The organism is Curtobacterium sp. MCBA15_008 (assembly GCF_001865065.1).
GTDB lineage: Bacteria > Actinomycetota > Actinomycetes > Actinomycetales > Microbacteriaceae > Curtobacterium.
This window is the reverse complement of sequence record NZ_MJGN01000026.1, coordinates 22,771-37,500: the sequence shown is the minus strand read 5'-3', so window position 1 is coordinate 37,500 and position 14,730 is coordinate 22,771. Positions and strand designations below refer to the sequence as shown.

Sequence of the window (14,730 nt, the reverse complement as noted above, 5' to 3'; positions counted from 1 at the left end):
GCCTCCCGTCCGTCGTCTGCGTGTGTCTAGTACAGGGCGCTCGCCAGACGACGGCGGGCCGCGACGACGCGCGGGTCCTCCGCACCGATGAGCTCGAAGTACTCGACGAGTCGCACGCGCAGGGCCTCCCGGTCGTCACCGAAGACCGTCGGCACCAGGTCGAGCAGGCGCCCGAAGGCGTCGTCGACGTGACCGCCCGAGATGTCGAGGTCCGCGACGGCGAGCTGCGCCGACACGTCCGACGGCCCGGCGGCCGCGGCGGCACGGATGTCGTCGGCGGTGTGTCCGTTCAACCGGTCGAGGAGCGACACCTGCGCGAGCCCGGCGACGGCCATCTGGTCGTGCGGGTCCTGCAGGATCGCGGTCTTGTACTCCTGGATCGCCGTGGCGTAGTCGCCCTGTTCGATCGCGTCGTACGCGGCCTGGTGGTGCGGCGGCAGGGGTTCCGGCTCCGGTTCGCCCTGCTCGACCGCGTCGGCCGGGGCCGCGCCGTCGACGGTCACACGACCGGAGACGCCGTTCTGCTCGGCGGCGGCGAGCACCTGCTCGAAGACGTCGCGGACCTGCGCCTCGGGCAGCGCGCCGACGAAGAGCCCGAGCGGGCGTCCGCCGATGAGCGCCGCGACGGTCGGGATCGACTGCGCCTGGAACGCCTGCACGAGCTGCGGGTTCGTGTCGGCGTCCACCTTGGCGAGCAGGACGCGGCCGTCGTACTCGGCGGTCAGCTGCTCGAGGATCGGCGAGAGCTGCTTGCACGGTCCGCACCACTCGGCCCAGATGTCGACGATGACCGGGACGATCGAGGACAGCTGGAGCATGTCCTGGAAGGTCTGGTCGGTGACGTCGAGGACGAGCGACGGGACGGTGAGGTCAGCGCCGTTCTCGGTGCCGGGGGCGCCGGGCGTGCCAGGGGCACCGGGCGTGCCGGGGGCTCCGGCAGGGGCGGGGGCGCCCGCCGGACCGGCGGACGGCTGCTGCGGCCGCTGCGCGCGGTCGACCAGGGATGACAGGTCGACGGCTCCGCGGAGACCGGACGGGGTCGGGGGGACGTTGGTCATTGCACCTCACTCGCTGCTGTCAGGCCCTGCGTGAATCCGAGCAGGACCACTTTGTCATCGGTGCCCACCGGGGGCACGTAGAAGAGCAGCTGCACGCCGTAGGTGGCGGTGATGCCCTTCGTGCTGGAGTCGACACCGGAGAGCGCCTTGACCGCGCCCTCGGTGTTCACCTCGGCGCCGGCCGCGGTCGGCGTGACCTTCTCGATCTCGTTGAGCTCGGCGGACACGAGCGCACCGGCGCCGTCGGTCGCGATCGCCACGGCGCTGTCGGCCGGGACCTCGGACGAGTACTCGATCTTCGCCGTCGGCGGGATCGACTTCGACTTCTTGTCCTTGTACGCCTTGCCGATGGTCGAGCGGAGCCCGTCGCCGTCGGCCTCGAACATCGACGCGTAGGTGCTGTCCTTGTCCTTCGACAGGATGTCGCCGTAGACGCGACCGATCTGGTCCGGGGCGATCGAGAGCAGCTTCGTGTTCGGCGCGAGCAGCGCGGCCCCGATCGACGTCGGCGCCAGGCTCGGGATCTTCGCCGCGGCCTCGAGCGAGACGTCGTACGCGACCTTGTAGTCGTCGCGTGCGGAGTCCTGCACGAGCGTCAGGGCCTGCGGCGCGGACTTGGCATCGCAGTCCTCGGCGACGACTGCGAAGACCGTGCGCGGCCACGAGTCGGTCTGCTGCGGGAGCGCGACGCAGACCTGGTCGGCCGAGATGGCCGGCGGGGCTTCGACCTTCGCGTCCTTGCCGCGGATCGTGTAGTTGGCCTCGCGCAGTTCGAGCGCGGCGCCGGTGAAGCGACCTCCGGCGAGGCGTGCGTCACGCGTCTCGTCGGCCTGCTTCGCGACGGCGGCGACCCGGTCGACGATGCGGCTGATCTGCTGCTTCGTCGCCGCGGTGGGCTCGGACTGCGCGGCGGCTCCGGTCGCTGTGGCGGTGGGCGTCGGCGTCGCGGCCGAGCTCCCCTGGGGCCAGTAGTCGGACGAGCACCCGGCGAGGCCGAGGGCACCGACGAGGAGCACCGGGATCGCCACGAAGGCACGACGTCCGCGGCGACCGCGGGCGGGTACCTGCGCGCCGGCGGCTGCGGCACGACGCGAGGCACGGACGCGCGGCGGACGGGAACCGCCGCTGCGCCGACGCGGGCCACGGCCACGGCGCTGGTGCACGAACGCCCAGACGAGCAGGACGAGCCCGCCGACCAGGAAGACGCCGCCGGCCACCAGGAGGGGGCCGACGGTCGGGGTCGCGGTGTCACGAGGCCAGGTGACCGAGACGTCGCTCGGCGCCGCGGACGTGCCGTCGCCGACGATGATCACGGAGACGTCCTTCGGCAGACGGACGGTGAACTGACCAGCGCCGTCGTACTCCTGGTACCAGAGGTCGCTGCCGGCGGGGTCGGGGACGCTCGACTCGCTGCCGGTCGTCTTGCCGACCAGGCGGTCCTGCTCGGCATCGAACCGCATGGTCGTGTGCTCGGCGTCACCCACCCACGCGTCGACGTCGCTGGACTTGCCGTAGGCGGCGAAGACCTTGCCCGACCCGGACACGTTGATGCGCTGGTAGCCGGGGTTCGCGTTGAGCGTCGAGCCCGGGATGACCGTGACCGGTGCCGAGCTCTTCGAGGACGATGCCGCGACGAGCGACGACGGTGGCTCGAACACCGTCCGTTGTCCGACCGCGAGCGCGACGAGCACCAGACCGATGACGAAACTGACGATCGCCAGGACGAATCGCACGGATCTTCTCCCTACCGCGCCGGGGTGGGGGTGACGGCGCGCGAATCAGCGCTCCAGGATAGCGAGCGAGCCTGGACGTCGCATCCCCCACCGCTGTCCCCGGTCACAGCCACCCGTCCGAGCCCGCCACTACAATCGTGCCCGGGCCGGATCGGGCCCTCCGCCGAGCACCCAGGAGCGAACACGTGGCGAACGACGAGGCCGAGTTCGGGACCGAGCTGCGCGGGTACCGCCGCGACGACGTGGACCGTGCCCTGAACGACCTGCGCCGTGAGCTCATCAAGTCGAACAACGACCGTGCCGACGCCGCGAAGGAGATCCGTCTCCTGCAGTCCCGCGTCTCCGAGCTCCAGGGTGAGCTCGACGAGGCCGGCACCCCCACGTACAGCGGACTCGGCACGCGCCTCGAGTCCACCCTCCGCGTCGCCGAGGAACAGTCCACCCGCCTCATCAGCCAGGCCGACATCGACGCGCAGCGCCTCCGCGCATCGAGCCGGTCCGAGGCCGAGCGCACCCTGCGTGAGGCGCAGGAGGAAGCCCGCGACACCCTCGAGGACGCTCGCACCCGCTCGACCAACGAACTCACCCGCGCGCGTGCCGAGTCGGCCGACACCATCGAGCGCGCCCGCGCCGAGGCCGGGCTGCTCGTGCAGGACGCCCGCAACGAGGCAGCCGCGGTCCGCGGTGCCGCCGTCACCGAGGCAGCCGAGGTCCGCTCCGTCGCGATCCGCGAGACCAACGCGCTGCGCGCCAAGGTCGAGCACGAGGTCGCCGAGCTGCGCGAACTCGCCCAGCGCGAGTCCGCCGACGCCCGACAGGCGGCCGCCGACCTCGACCGCGAGACCGAGCACCGTCGCAGCGTCTTCGAGGCCGAGCACACCCGCCGGGTCGAGGACCTCGACCACGAGGAGCGCACACGCCGCGACGCCCTCGACCGCGAGGTCACCGAAGGCCGCGCCGCCTGGCACCGCGAACGCGACGACGAGCAGCAGGCCCACGCGCTCGCCCTCGAGACCGGCCGGGCCGACCTCGCATCCGAGGTCGACCGTCGTCGTGCCGAGCTCGAGACCGAACTGGCCGAACGTCGCCGCGTCCTCGACGAGGAACTCGCCGCCGCACGCGCCGAGTGGGACCGCGAGCTCGCCGGCGCCCGCGCGGCGCTCGAGCAGGAGATCGCGGCCACCCGCGCCCAGCTCCGCGTCGACGAGGAGCAGACCCGCGCCGAGAACGAGCGCCTCGTGCAGGAGACCGCGGACCGCATCGCCCGCGAGCTCGACGAGCACGCCACCCGCATCGAGCGCGAGCGTGTCGAGGCCGCAGCCGAGGCCGAGCGCGCCGCCCGCGAGCACGAGAACGAACTGGCGGCCCGCCGCGAACGCGAGCACGCCGAGGTCGACACCGAGATCGCCGACCGCCGCACCGCCGAGCTCGGCGCCCTCGAGACCGAGCGGTCCGCGCTCCGTCAGGAGATCGACACGGCGCGGGCCGACCTGGCGAAGGAGCGCGACGAGGTCCGCTCCGAGATCGCCCGGGAACGCGACGAGGCACGCACGACGCTCGAGTCCGAGCTCGCCGCACGCCGCGACGACGCCGAGCAGGACTACCTGCAGAAGCACCACGAGACGGTGACCGAGACGCAGCGGTACCTCGACGAGGCGAACCTCCAGCTGGCCGAGGCCACGCGGCGGGCGACCGAGGCCCGGGAGCGTGCCGAGCGCCTGCAGCAGGAGGCCGACGACCTCGAGCGCAGCAGCACCGCCGAGGCGCAGGAACACGCCCGCACGATCGTCGCCGACGCGCAGGACCGCGTCCACAAGATGGTGGCCGACGCCGAGGAGCGCACGGCCGCGGTCATCGCCGAGTCCGAGGACCGCCTCGCTGCGATCCGCACCGAACGCGACGCCGTGGCCGGCTACCTCGAGAACCTGCGGGGCGTGCTGACGCACGCGACCGGCCTGCTGGGGACGGCCTCCGAGGGCGCCGGGGCCGATGACGACGCCGACGAGGACGCAGCAGCGACCACGCGCTGACGCGACCCGGCCTGGAGGCCCGCCCCGCGCCTCCAGGTCGGGTCGCCTGCCCGGGTGGCCGGCTGCTAGTGCGGCAGGTGCGTCGGCAACGGCGCGCTGCCGGGCACGACGAGGTCCGCGATCGCGTCGAGCACGGTGCGCACGTACCGCTCCCCCACCCACAGGTGCTTGGCGCCCTCGACCGGGACCACACGGACGTTCGGTGCCGTCGCGAAGCGGCGGGCCGCCTCGTCCGGCTGCAGGAAGTCGTCGTGCTCGGGGACGAGCGCCACGACCGGCACCGCGACGTCGGCCCAGCGTACGAGCTCCTCGTCGCTGGTGCGGTGCAGCGGTGGGGACAGCAGGACGACACCAGCGACGTTGCCGGCCTCGACGTGCTCGAGCGCGTGCTTGAGGATCACCTCGGTGCCGAACGACCAGCCGACCAGCCACGGCGTCGGCAGACCCCGGTCGACGACGTCCGCCACGGCGGCCCGGAGGTCGAAGCCCTCGGAGACGCCGTCGCCGAAGGTCCCCTCGGAGGTGCCCCGCGGTGAGGTCACCGACCGGAAGTTGAAGCGGAGCACCGCGATGTCCGCCAGGGCGGGCAGGCGGGCCGCGGCCTTCTTGAGCACGTGCGAGTCCATGAAGCCGTGCGCGGTCGGCAGCGGGTGGAGGGTGACGATCGTGCCGCGGGCCGGGCGGTCGAGCGGCTCGGCGAGTTCCCCCACGAGCGTGAGGTGGTCGTCGGTCACGAGCTCGACGTCGGTGCGCCGGGCAGGCAGCTCCGTGTTCGAGCGGATCTCCGCCGTCTCGGCGCTCACGCGGTCGTCTCGGGGGTCATGCGATGCTCCAGCAGTGGTTGTGCCAGTGGCGGCGGGACGCCAGGTCGGCTTCGTCGCCCAGGACTCCGTCCGCACGCCAGACGACGACGTGCGCGACCCCGGGCAGCACCGTTCCCCCGCAGCCCGGGCAGACGTACTCCTTCTGCGCCGAGGCTGCCGAGATCGGCTGCACCAGGTACTCGCGCCCGCGACGGACCTCGGTGCGCTTCCACGAGCTCATCAGCCGGTCGAGACCAGCCGACTCCTCCTCAGGACCGAAGACGCGGCCACGGGGTCGCCGCGGCCGGTTGCTGCGCGGCACCCGACGTGCCGATCAGTACCAGTTGTTGGCGACGCTGTGAGCCCAGGCGCCGCACGGCGTGCCGTAGACACCCGAGATGTAGTTGAGCCCCCAGGTGATCTGCGTCGCGGGGTTCGTCTGCCAGTCGGCCCCGGCCGTGGCCATCTTGCTGCCCGGCAGGGCCTGCGGGATGCCGTACGCGCCGCTCGGGTTGTAGGCGTTGACGCGCCAGCCGGACTCCTTGTTCCAGAGGGAGACGAGGCAGTTGTACTGGTCGGCGCCCCAGCCGCGGGCCGTCACGAGCTGCTGTGCGATCGCCTGCGCGCTGCCCGGGTCGGGCGTCGCGGCGGTCGCTGCGAGCGTGTTCGCCGCGCTGACCGGCTTGTCGGCGGTGGCGTCGTCGGTGTCGGCGTCGGTGGTCGCCTCGACCTTGGGCTTCTCGACGACCTTCGGCTTCGGCACGGTCACGCCGTACGCGTCGCGGGTGACGTCGAACGCAGCGTAGGTGCCGTGCGCGGTGTACTGCTGCGGCTCGGCCGGGGCCTTGACGAGCACGGGTGCGGAGACCGCTGCCTGCGCGACGTCGGGCTGCATCGGGTTGAAGAGCGACCCGCCCACGAACCCGAACACGGCGAAGAAGGACAGTGCCGGGATCGTCGCGCGCTTGCGCATGAACGTGTTCACGCCACGGATCGCGGTCGGCTTGGACGGCGCCGTGATCGCTCGGGCGCGACGCTGCTTGACGATGCGCGGGTCCGACGGGGTGGCGGCACGCGCTGCGGCGGCGACGAGCGGCGTGTCGGACACGCGCTCGGCAGCGACCGACTTCGGCGCGCTGAACGGTTTCGGGGCGCTCACCGGGGCGGTCGGCACGGATGCCGTCGCGACCTGCGGGTTCGCCGGGAGGACCGAGTTCTCCGCCGTGCGGGTTCGGTTCAGTGCCGCGCGGCGCTCACCGGCGGCCGTGAGGCCGAGGTGCTCGTTGGTGTCGCGGTCGGAGCTGATGTCTGCCGTGTGCCTGCCCATGAGTTCGATCAGGATAACGGAACGATCACGGAAAGCGAAGCATCCGTGACCAGCGCGTCGTCAGCGGACGGCGAGCATGACCTCGACGACGGCGTCGAGCAGTGCGTCGACCTGCGCCTCGCGGTAGCCACCGTGCTTCGGACGGAAGACGATCGAGCGGACCTCGGTCAGGCTGAGGGGCTTGCCCTCCTTGAAGTAGCCCCCGAGCCGCTTCGCGAACGCGTCGACGTCCTTCGGGTGGTAGCCGGTCCCGAGGAAGCTCACGCGGCTGAAGCGCTGGCCGTCCGGACGCTCCAGGCGGGCGACGACGTCGGAGGCCTTCGCACGGGCCTCGGCGTACCAGGCCTTCTGTCCGATGTCGGCGATCTCACGCTCGCGCTCCCGGGCGGCGAAGGCGTCCTCGAGGCGCTCGAGGGCGGCGTCGACGTGTGCGGTCGAGTACCCGCCCTTGCGCATCGAGAACGCAGTGGCGCGGATCTTCGCCGCCTCGATCCCGGGGGCACTGTCGTTCGCCGTGTAGGCACGACGCGCGTCCTCGAGGAAACGCTCGACCTCGTCGACGTCGTATCCGAGGGCGGAGCGGTCTGCGTTCGGGAAGGTGGTGGCCACGGCGACATTCTGCCAGGACCGGACCCGGGTGTGACCTGGACGCGCGGTGCAGGTCGTTCAGCCGGTCAGTGGTTGACGATGAGGTACACCACGTAGGCGACCGCGGCAGACGGCAGGATGCTGTCGATCCGGTCGAGCAGACCGCCGTGCCCGGGCAGGAAAGACGAGATGTCCTTGATGCCGAGGTCGCGCTTGATCATCGACTCGGTCAGGTCGCCGAGCGTCGCCGAGCCGGAGATGAGCACACCGAGGATGACGCCCGTCCACCAGGGCAGGCCGAGCATCAGCCACGTGACGATGATGCCGACGAGGATGCTCGCGGCGACGGAACCGGCGAAGCCCTCCCAGGTCTTCTTCGGACTGATCCGGGGCGCCATCGGGTGCTTGCCGAGGTTGAGCCCCGTGGCGTACGCACCGGTGTCGACGGCCACGACGACCACGATGAACGCGATCACCCAGAGCGGACCGTCCGGCTGCGCCGAGAGCAGGACCACGCAGGCGCCGAGGAGCGTGATGTACGCCTGGACGAACAGCCCGTTCGTCAGGTCGCGGAAGACGTTGCCCGCCGGCGGCTTCGGCCGGGTGAACGCGACCTCGACGAGTCGCCACAGGCTGATGAAGACGATGCCGCCGAGGAGCGTGAAGAGCGCCGGGATCTGTCCGCCGAGGAACGCCGCCGGCACGATGCCCACCGCCACGAGCACGCTCGGGATGCGCGGCACGTCACGCCCGGCGAACCGCATCGCGCTCGCGAGCTCGTACACGCCGACGCCGAGCAGGAGCGCCGCGACGACCATGAACGACGGGGGCCAGATGAGGAGCGACCCGAGCATCACCACGGCGAACGCCAGCGCGATGCCGATCGCCGCCGGCAGGTTGCGGCCCGTGCGCGCCGTCAGCGCCTCGTTGCGGGCGCCGAAGTCGGCCTTCCGCTGCCGGAGCTGCGCCTCGAAGTCCGTGCGGGCAGCTCGTGCCCGCGCATCGAAGTCCTGGCGCAGCCCCTTGGCGGAACGCTTCTGTGCTGTGGGGCGGTCATCGCCGCCCTGGTCTGGACGGGGCATCAGACCTCGAGGAGTTCGGCTTCCTTCTTCTTCAGCGCGTCGTCGATCTGATCGACGTGCTTCTTCGTCAGGGCCTCGAGGTCCTTGTCGCCACGCGAGATCTCGTCGTCGGAGATCTCACCCTTCAGCGCGTCGAGGTCGTCCTTGGCGCGGCGGCGGATGTTGCGGATGACGACCTTGTGGTCCTCGCCCTTGCTCCGCACGAGCTTGACGAACTCCTTGCGGCGGTCCTGCGTGAGCTCCGGGATCGTGACGCGCACGATCTCGCCGTCGTTCGACGGGCTGGCGCCGAGGTTCGGGAACGTCGCGATCGAGCGCTCGATCTCCTTGAGCGCCGACTTGTCGTACGGCGTCACGATGAGCGTGCGGGCCTCGGGCGTCTGCAGCGACGCGAGCTGGGCGAGCGGGGTCGGCGTGCCGTAGTACTCGACCGGGATCTTCTGGAAGAGCGCGGCGTTGATGCGGCCGGTTCGGACGGTCGAGAAGTCGTCCTTGGCGACCTCGACCGCCTTCGCCATCTTCTCGGTGGCTTCGGTCAGGACATCACTGATCACGGTGGTTCTCCTTCGGTACTGGCGTCGAGTCTAGTCAGCGGCGGGGGTCAGTTGCTGACCACGGTGCCGATGCGCTCGCCCCGGATCGCCGCCGCGACGTTGCCGTCGCCCTCCATGCCGAAGACGTGCATCGGCATGCCGTTGTCCATGCAGAGCGAGAAGGCCGTCGCGTCGACCACCTTGAGCCCCTTGAGCAGGGCGTCCTGGTACGTGACGTGGTGCAGCTTCTCGGCGGTGGCGTCCTTCTTCGGGTCCGCCGTGTAGACGCCGTCGACGCCGTTCTTCGCGACGAGGACCTCCTGCGCGTCGATCTCGAGCGCGCGCTGGGCCGCGACGGTGTCGGTGGAGAAGTACGGCAGGCCCGCGCCCGCACCGAAGATCACGATGCGGCCCTTCTCGAGGTGCCGCTCGGCACGCCGCGGGATGTAGGGCTCCGCCACCTGGGTCATGCTGATCGCCGACTGCACGCGCGTGGCGGCACCGGCCTGCTCGAGGAAGTCCTGCAGGGCGAGGGCGTTCATCACCGTGCCGAGCATCCCCATGTAGTCCGCGCGGCCACGGTCCATGCCGCGCTGCGAGAGCTCCGCGCCGCGGAAGAAGTTGCCTCCGCCGACCACGATCGCGACCTCGACGTCCTGTGCGGCGGCCGCGATCTCCTTCGCGATGGTGCTGATCACGTCCGGGTTCACCCCGAGCGAGCCGGCGCCGAACGCCTCTCCCGACAGCTTCAGCAGGACTCGGCGGCGGCCGGTCTTCTCGTTCGTCATGTGCTCCAGGCCCTTCGTCGGATGTCTCGTGGGAATCTACTCGCGGCCCGACCGGGGCGCGAAAACGGGGTCAGGAACCGATTGGTTCCTGACCCCGTCACGGGTTCGTTACGCGCCGACCTTGACGCGGGCGAAGCCCTGGATCGTGATGCCGGCGTTCTCGGCGGCCTTCGCGACGGAGATCTTGTTGTCCTTCGCGTAGTCCTGCTCGAGGAGCGCGACCTGCTTGCGGTACGCGTTGAGGCGACCCTCGACGATCTTCGGCAGGGCGGCCTCGGGCTTGCCCTCCTCGCGCGTGATCGCCTCGACGGTCGCGCGCTCCTTCTCGATGGCCTCGGTCGGGATCTCGTCGCGGGTGAGGTACGTCGGGTTCGCGAACGCGACGTGCTGCGCGATCGAGCGCGCCTCGGCGGCGTCGGAGCCCGAGTAGGCGATGACGACGGCGATCTGCGGCGGGAGGTCCTGGCTGGTCTTGTGCAGGTAGACCTCGAAGTTCTCGCCCTCGACACGGGTGACCGTGCGGAGCTCGAGCTTCTCGCCGAGCGCGGCGGCGTTCTCGTCGATGACCTCGGCGACGGTCTTGCCGTCGAGCGGCGCGGCGTTGCCGGCTGCGACGTCGGCGGCACCGGCGGCGGCGACCGCGGCGACGACCTTGTCGGCGAGCGAGGTGAAGCGCTCGTTCTTCGCCACGAAGTCGGTCTCGCTCGCGAGCTCGACGACGGTGGCGGCACCGTTCTCGGTCGTCGCGACGACGACACCCTCGGAGGTCGCGCGGTCGTCGCGCTTGGCGACGGCCTTCGCGCCCTTGATGCGGAGGAGCTCGACGGCCTTGTCGTAGTCGCCGTCGGCCTCGACGAGGGCGTTCTTGGCGTCCATCATGCCGGCCCCGAGGTCCTCACGGAGCTTCTTCACGTCAGCAAGGCTGTAGTTGGCCATTGACTGGAGTCCTTTCTGGACTGAGCGTTCGTAGCGAACTGTGCGTTCGCGAGAGAGAGGAAAGGGGCGCCGAGCCGATCGGCCCGGCGCCCCCGGTGGTCACTCGGCGGGGGTGGTCTCCGCTGCGGCCTCGGCCTCGGCCGTGGGCTCCGCGTTCTTCGCCTCGTCGGGGATCGGCTCGCCGATCTCCTTCGCTGCGACCTGCGCGTCAGCGTCGTTCTCCTCGACGGTGCTGCCCTCGACGGTCTCACCCTCGGGTGCGGCGTCGGCGGCCGGCGTCGCGGTCTCGCCACCGAGGAGCTCCTGCTCCCACTCGGCGAGCGGCTCGGCAGCTGCCTCGTCGTCGCCACCGTTGTGGCGGGTCTTCAGGCCCTCGGCCGCGGCGTCGGCGACGATGCGGGTGAGGAGGCCGACGGAGCGGATCGCGTCGTCGTTGCCCGGGATCGGGTAGGTGATCTCGTCGGGGTCGCAGTTGGTGTCGAGGATCCCGATGATCGGGATACCGAGCTTCTGCGCCTCGTCGACGGCGAGGTGCTCCTTCTTGGTGTCGACGATCCAGAGCGCGCTCGGGGTCCGCGTGAGGTTGCGGATACCACCGAGGGTCTTGTGGAGCTTGTCCAGCTCGCGCTTCTTGATGAGGAGCTCCTTCTTGGTGAAGCCCTTCGTCGTGTCGTCGAAGTCGATCTCTTCCAGTTCCTTCATGCGCGCGAGGCGCTTGGAGACCGTCTGGAAGTTCGTGAGCAGACCGCCGAGCCAACGCTGGTTGACGTACGGCTGGCCGACGCGGGTCGCCTGCTCGGCGATGGAGCCCTGCGCCTGCTTCTTGGTGCCCACGAAGAGGATGGTCCCGCCGTGCGCGACCGTCTCCTTGACGAAGTCGTACGCACGGTCGATGAAGGCCAGCGACTGCTGGAGGTCGATGATGTGGATGCCCGAGCGCTCGGCGAGGATGAAGCGCTTCACCTTCGGGTTCCACCGACGGGTCTGGTGTCCGAAGTGGACGCCGCTGTCGAGCAGCTGGCGGATGGTGACGACGGCCATGTGCCGTCCTCCTTCTGTGTTCTCGGCGCACAGCGCTGCTGTGCCCCTGTTGCGGTTGTGTCGAGCACGACCGGAGGTCGTGATCCCTGGTGCCCTGGCACGCGACCGCCCGCTCGTGAGAGCGGGACCGGTGGTCGGTTGCCGGATCCGTGACGGCGCCCCGTTGAGGGTGCCCCGTCGGTGACCCTGTGGACACGCGAAGTCAGCGCGCATCAGCGCACTGCTGGAGAGATCGTACCAGACGGGAGGCCCGGATCACGTGCGCCGATCGGCTCACGTGATCCGGGCCTCCTGTCCGGTGATCTGGGTGTGTCAGGACTTGGCGTTGACGGTCTCGCCCTCGGCGGTGATGCCCATCTCCTCGAGGGAGCGACCCTTCGTCTCCGGGATCTTCGCGATGACGAAGAACAGGGACAGCAGGGCGAACAGGGCGTAGATGCCGTAGGTCACCGTGAGGTTGAAGCCGGAGAGCACCGGGAACGAGATCGTGACGATGAAGTTCGCGATCCAGTTCGCCGCGGAGCCGACGCCGAGCGCCGTCGCACGGATGCGGTTCGGGAACATCTCACCGAGCAGGACCCACATGAGCGGACCCCAGGTGGCGCCGAACGACACCACGAAGAGGTTCGCGAAGATCAGCGCGATGACGCCCCACGAGCCGGGCAGGCTCGGCGCACCGTCGACGATGGTGGACTGCGAGAACGCGATCGCGACCATCGTCAGCGACACGAACATGCCCGCCGAACCGGCAACCAGGAGCGGCTTCCGACCGACCTTGTCGACCAGGAAGATCGCGATGAAGGTGACCGCCACGTTGACGACCGAGGTGATCGTCGAGATGAGGAACGAATCGCTCTCCTTGAACCCGACGGCCTGCCAGAGCGTCGTCGAGTAGTAGAAGATCACGTTGATGCCGACGAACTGCTGCAGCACGGCCAGGATGATGCCGACCCAGACGATGGGCTGGAGACCGAAGCGGTTGCCCCGGATGGAGCCCTTCTTCTCGTTGGCCTCCTTCTTGATGCCGTCCTGGATCTCCTCGAGGTTGGTGTTCACCGTGTCGCGCGGGACGATCTTCGTCATCACCTCACGCGCGTCGTCGGTTCGACCCTTCGCGAGCAGGAAGCGCGGCGACTCCGGCAGCGTGATCGCCAGGATGCCGTAGACGACCGACGGGATCACGCCGACGAGGAACATCCAGCGCCAGGCCGGCAGCCCGAAGACCTCGGCGGAGGCGCTGCCCGCCGTGACCGCGAAGAACTGGTCGGAGAGCAGCGCGGCGAAGATACCGAGCGTGATCGCGAGCTGCTGGAACGAGGCCAGCCGCCCACGGATCGCCTTCGGGGAGACCTCGGAGATGTAGGCCGGGGCGATGACCGACGCGGTGCCGATGCCGAGACCGCCGATGAGGCGCCACAGGACGAAGTCCCACGTGGCGAACGCGAAGCCGGACCCGATCGAGGAGACGAAGAAGAGCACCGCCGCCCAGAACATCACCCGGGTGCGACCCCAGCGGTCAGCGAGCCGACCGGCGAAGTAGGCGCCGAAGGCACAGCCGATCAGGGCCGAGGCGACGGCGAAGCCGCTCGCGCCCTCGGAGAGGTCGAACTCCCCCTTGATGGCGTCGACCGCACCGTTGATGACGGACGAGTCGAATCCGAAGAGGAACCCGCCGACCGCTGCCGCGATGGCGAACAGCGTGACCTTCCCCTTGAACGCACGGTCTTCGCCGTGCTGCGTGGTCGCGTTCGACACGATGCTCCTGGGTTCTGCCGCCGTGCTGCTGTGGGCACGGTGCCCCGGCGGTCGGCTGGTTCGCCGTCCGAGCGGCGTTGCGTGGTCCGGAGCGGCCCCGACTGTACTCCCCGATCGGGGGACGGGTGCAATCGGGGCGCGGGTGGGGGTGGCGCTCTGGCGCTCTGGCGCTCTGGCGACTCGGATCGACACCGTCGACGTCGTACGACATCCGCGGTGTCGCAACCGCGCGTCCGCAACGGTTGCAGTCGCGCGGTGACGACACGGTCGTCGTCGTACGACAACCGCGTGGTCGTCCGTTGCGCGCGCGCCTCCTCCACCGGCCTGGAGGCACGACCCACTTCCCACAGATCCGCCCACCTCCGCCACGCCTGCGGTCCACGGCACAAGGCTTGCTCCATGCGGATCGGCTCACGACTTCGACCCCGGGTGGGTGCCCTGCTCATCGCTGCCGTCGGCTCATTGGTGTCGTGCGTGATGGTGCTGCCCGGTGTCGCCACGACGTCCGGGTCGTCGTCCGGCGTCCATGCCAGGGCCGATGCCGGGGGTGACGGCAGCGGCGACGGCGCTGGCGCTGGCACTCGTGCTGGTGTTGTGGTTGGCGATGCGACGGCACCGTGGGCGTGGCCGACCGGCACCCGAGTGGTCGGACGCCCGTGGGAGGCCCCGGCGAACGACTACGCGGCGGGCCACCGGGGCATCGACGTCCCCGCTGCGCTCGGTGCAGGCGCGGCGGCGGTCGACGACGGCACCGTGGCGTTCGCCGGCTCGGTCGGCGGCAGGCCCGTGGTCACGGTCGACCACGGCGACGGACTGGTCAGCACGCTCGACTCGGTCACGCCGACGGTGGCAGCCGGGGACGTCGTCGAACAGGGCGACGTGGTCGGAACCGTCGCGGTCGGGCACTGCCCCGCGTCGGCTCCGTGCCTGCACCTCGGCGCGAGGCTGGACGGCCGGTACGTCGACCCCACGCCGTACCTCCCGGCAGCCGAGTGGCCGGTCCTGCTGCCGGAGGGCACCTGGGACGGCTGACGGACTCGGTCAGGCGGTCACGCG

General features: G+C 70.6%; 14 protein-coding genes. 2 read left to right on the top strand and 12 right to left on the bottom strand.

Annotation, left to right across the window (positions count from 1 at the left end):
- Positions 1–26: 26 nt before the first annotated feature.
- Positions 27–1,058 carry a tetratricopeptide repeat protein gene (locus tag BIU96_RS12260; RefSeq protein ID WP_071292897.1) on the bottom strand — a complete coding sequence of 344 codons (1,032 nt, stop codon included), beginning with the start codon at positions 1,056–1,058 and terminating at the stop codon, positions 27–29.
- Positions 1,055–2,791, bottom strand: a complete 1,737-nt coding sequence (locus tag BIU96_RS12255) for a hypothetical protein (protein WP_071292896.1) — start codon at positions 2,789–2,791, stop codon at positions 1,055–1,057. Before BIU96_RS12255 ends, BIU96_RS12260 begins: the two co-directional genes overlap by 4 nt.
- 185 nt (positions 2,792–2,976) lie before the next feature.
- Between BIU96_RS12255 and BIU96_RS12250 the strand changes: the two genes are divergently transcribed.
- A complete protein-coding gene (locus tag BIU96_RS12250) occupies positions 2,977–4,821 on the top strand; it encodes a hypothetical protein (RefSeq protein WP_071292895.1) in 1,845 nt (614 codons plus the stop codon).
- Positions 4,822–4,886: 65 nt separating this feature from the next.
- Here the strand turns inward: BIU96_RS12250 and BIU96_RS12245 are convergent, their stop codons facing one another.
- The 10 genes from BIU96_RS12245 to BIU96_RS12200 form a co-directional block, all read right to left on the bottom strand.
- The gene (locus BIU96_RS12245; RefSeq protein ID WP_071292894.1) at positions 4,887–5,624 is read right to left on the bottom strand and encodes an alpha/beta hydrolase; all 738 of its coding nucleotides are present in this window, start codon (positions 5,622–5,624) and stop codon (positions 4,887–4,889) included.
- 16 nt (positions 5,625–5,640) lie between these two features.
- Positions 5,641–5,946, bottom strand: coding sequence for a hypothetical protein (locus tag BIU96_RS12240; protein ID WP_071292893.1), 306 nt, complete (start codon positions 5,944–5,946; stop codon positions 5,641–5,643).
- 12 nt (positions 5,947–5,958) lie between these two features.
- Positions 5,959–6,951, bottom strand: coding sequence for a lytic transglycosylase domain-containing protein (locus BIU96_RS20265; protein ID WP_254786128.1), 993 nt, complete (start codon positions 6,949–6,951; stop codon positions 5,959–5,961).
- 60 nt (positions 6,952–7,011) lie between these two features.
- The gene (locus BIU96_RS12230; RefSeq protein WP_071292892.1) at positions 7,012–7,560 is read right to left on the bottom strand and encodes a DivIVA domain-containing protein; all 549 of its coding nucleotides are present in this window, start codon (positions 7,558–7,560) and stop codon (positions 7,012–7,014) included.
- A 65-nt stretch (positions 7,561–7,625) separates the two neighbouring features.
- Positions 7,626–8,621 carry a phosphatidate cytidylyltransferase gene (locus BIU96_RS12225; RefSeq protein WP_083402871.1) on the bottom strand — a complete coding sequence of 332 codons (996 nt, stop codon included), beginning with the start codon at positions 8,619–8,621 and terminating at the stop codon, positions 7,626–7,628.
- The gene (frr, locus tag BIU96_RS12220; protein WP_071292891.1) at positions 8,621–9,175 is read right to left on the bottom strand and encodes a ribosome recycling factor; all 555 of its coding nucleotides are present in this window, start codon (positions 9,173–9,175) and stop codon (positions 8,621–8,623) included. Before frr ends, BIU96_RS12225 begins: the two co-directional genes overlap by 1 nt.
- A gap of 47 nt (positions 9,176–9,222) precedes the next feature.
- Entirely contained in the window at positions 9,223–9,942 is a 720-nt protein-coding gene (gene pyrH / locus BIU96_RS12215) for a UMP kinase (protein ID WP_071292890.1), read from the bottom strand.
- 108 nt (positions 9,943–10,050) lie between these two features.
- On the bottom strand, positions 10,051–10,878 hold the full coding sequence (gene tsf / locus BIU96_RS12210; protein WP_071292889.1) for a translation elongation factor Ts: 828 nt from the start codon (positions 10,876–10,878) through the stop codon (positions 10,051–10,053).
- A 99-nt stretch (positions 10,879–10,977) separates the two neighbouring features.
- Positions 10,978–11,919 (bottom strand): 30S ribosomal protein S2, encoded by a 942-nt coding sequence (rpsB, locus tag BIU96_RS12205; protein ID WP_071292888.1) that lies wholly within the window; start codon positions 11,917–11,919, stop codon positions 10,978–10,980.
- 312 nt (positions 11,920–12,231) lie between these two features.
- Positions 12,232–13,674, bottom strand: coding sequence for a sugar porter family MFS transporter (locus BIU96_RS12200; protein ID WP_071292887.1), 1,443 nt, complete (start codon positions 13,672–13,674; stop codon positions 12,232–12,234).
- A 642-nt stretch (positions 13,675–14,316) separates the two neighbouring features.
- On the opposite strand from BIU96_RS12200, the gene BIU96_RS19875 reads away from it, so the two are divergent.
- Positions 14,317–14,706, top strand: a complete 390-nt coding sequence (locus BIU96_RS19875; RefSeq protein ID WP_071292886.1) for a M23 family metallopeptidase — start codon at positions 14,317–14,319, stop codon at positions 14,704–14,706.
- Positions 14,707–14,730 lie beyond the last annotated feature (24 nt).

Bases quoted from the DNA above. Each gene is read 5' to 3' on its own strand.
- BIU96_RS12260 (WP_071292897.1), bottom strand. From the start codon at position 1,058: ATGACCAACGTCCCCCCGACCCCGTCCGGTCTCCGCGGAGCCGTCGAC.
- BIU96_RS20265 (WP_254786128.1), bottom strand. From the start codon at position 6,951: ATGGGCAGGCACACGGCAGACATCAGCTCCGACCGCGACACCAACGAG.
- BIU96_RS12225 (WP_083402871.1), bottom strand. From the start codon at position 8,621: ATGCCCCGTCCAGACCAGGGCGGCGATGACCGCCCCACAGCACAGAAG.
- pyrH (WP_071292890.1), bottom strand. From the start codon at position 9,942: ATGACGAACGAGAAGACCGGCCGCCGCCGAGTCCTGCTGAAGCTGTCG.
- tsf (WP_071292889.1), bottom strand. From the start codon at position 10,878: ATGGCCAACTACAGCCTTGCTGACGTGAAGAAGCTCCGTGAGGACCTC.
- rpsB (WP_071292888.1), bottom strand. From the start codon at position 11,919: ATGGCCGTCGTCACCATCCGCCAGCTGCTCGACAGCGGCGTCCACTTC.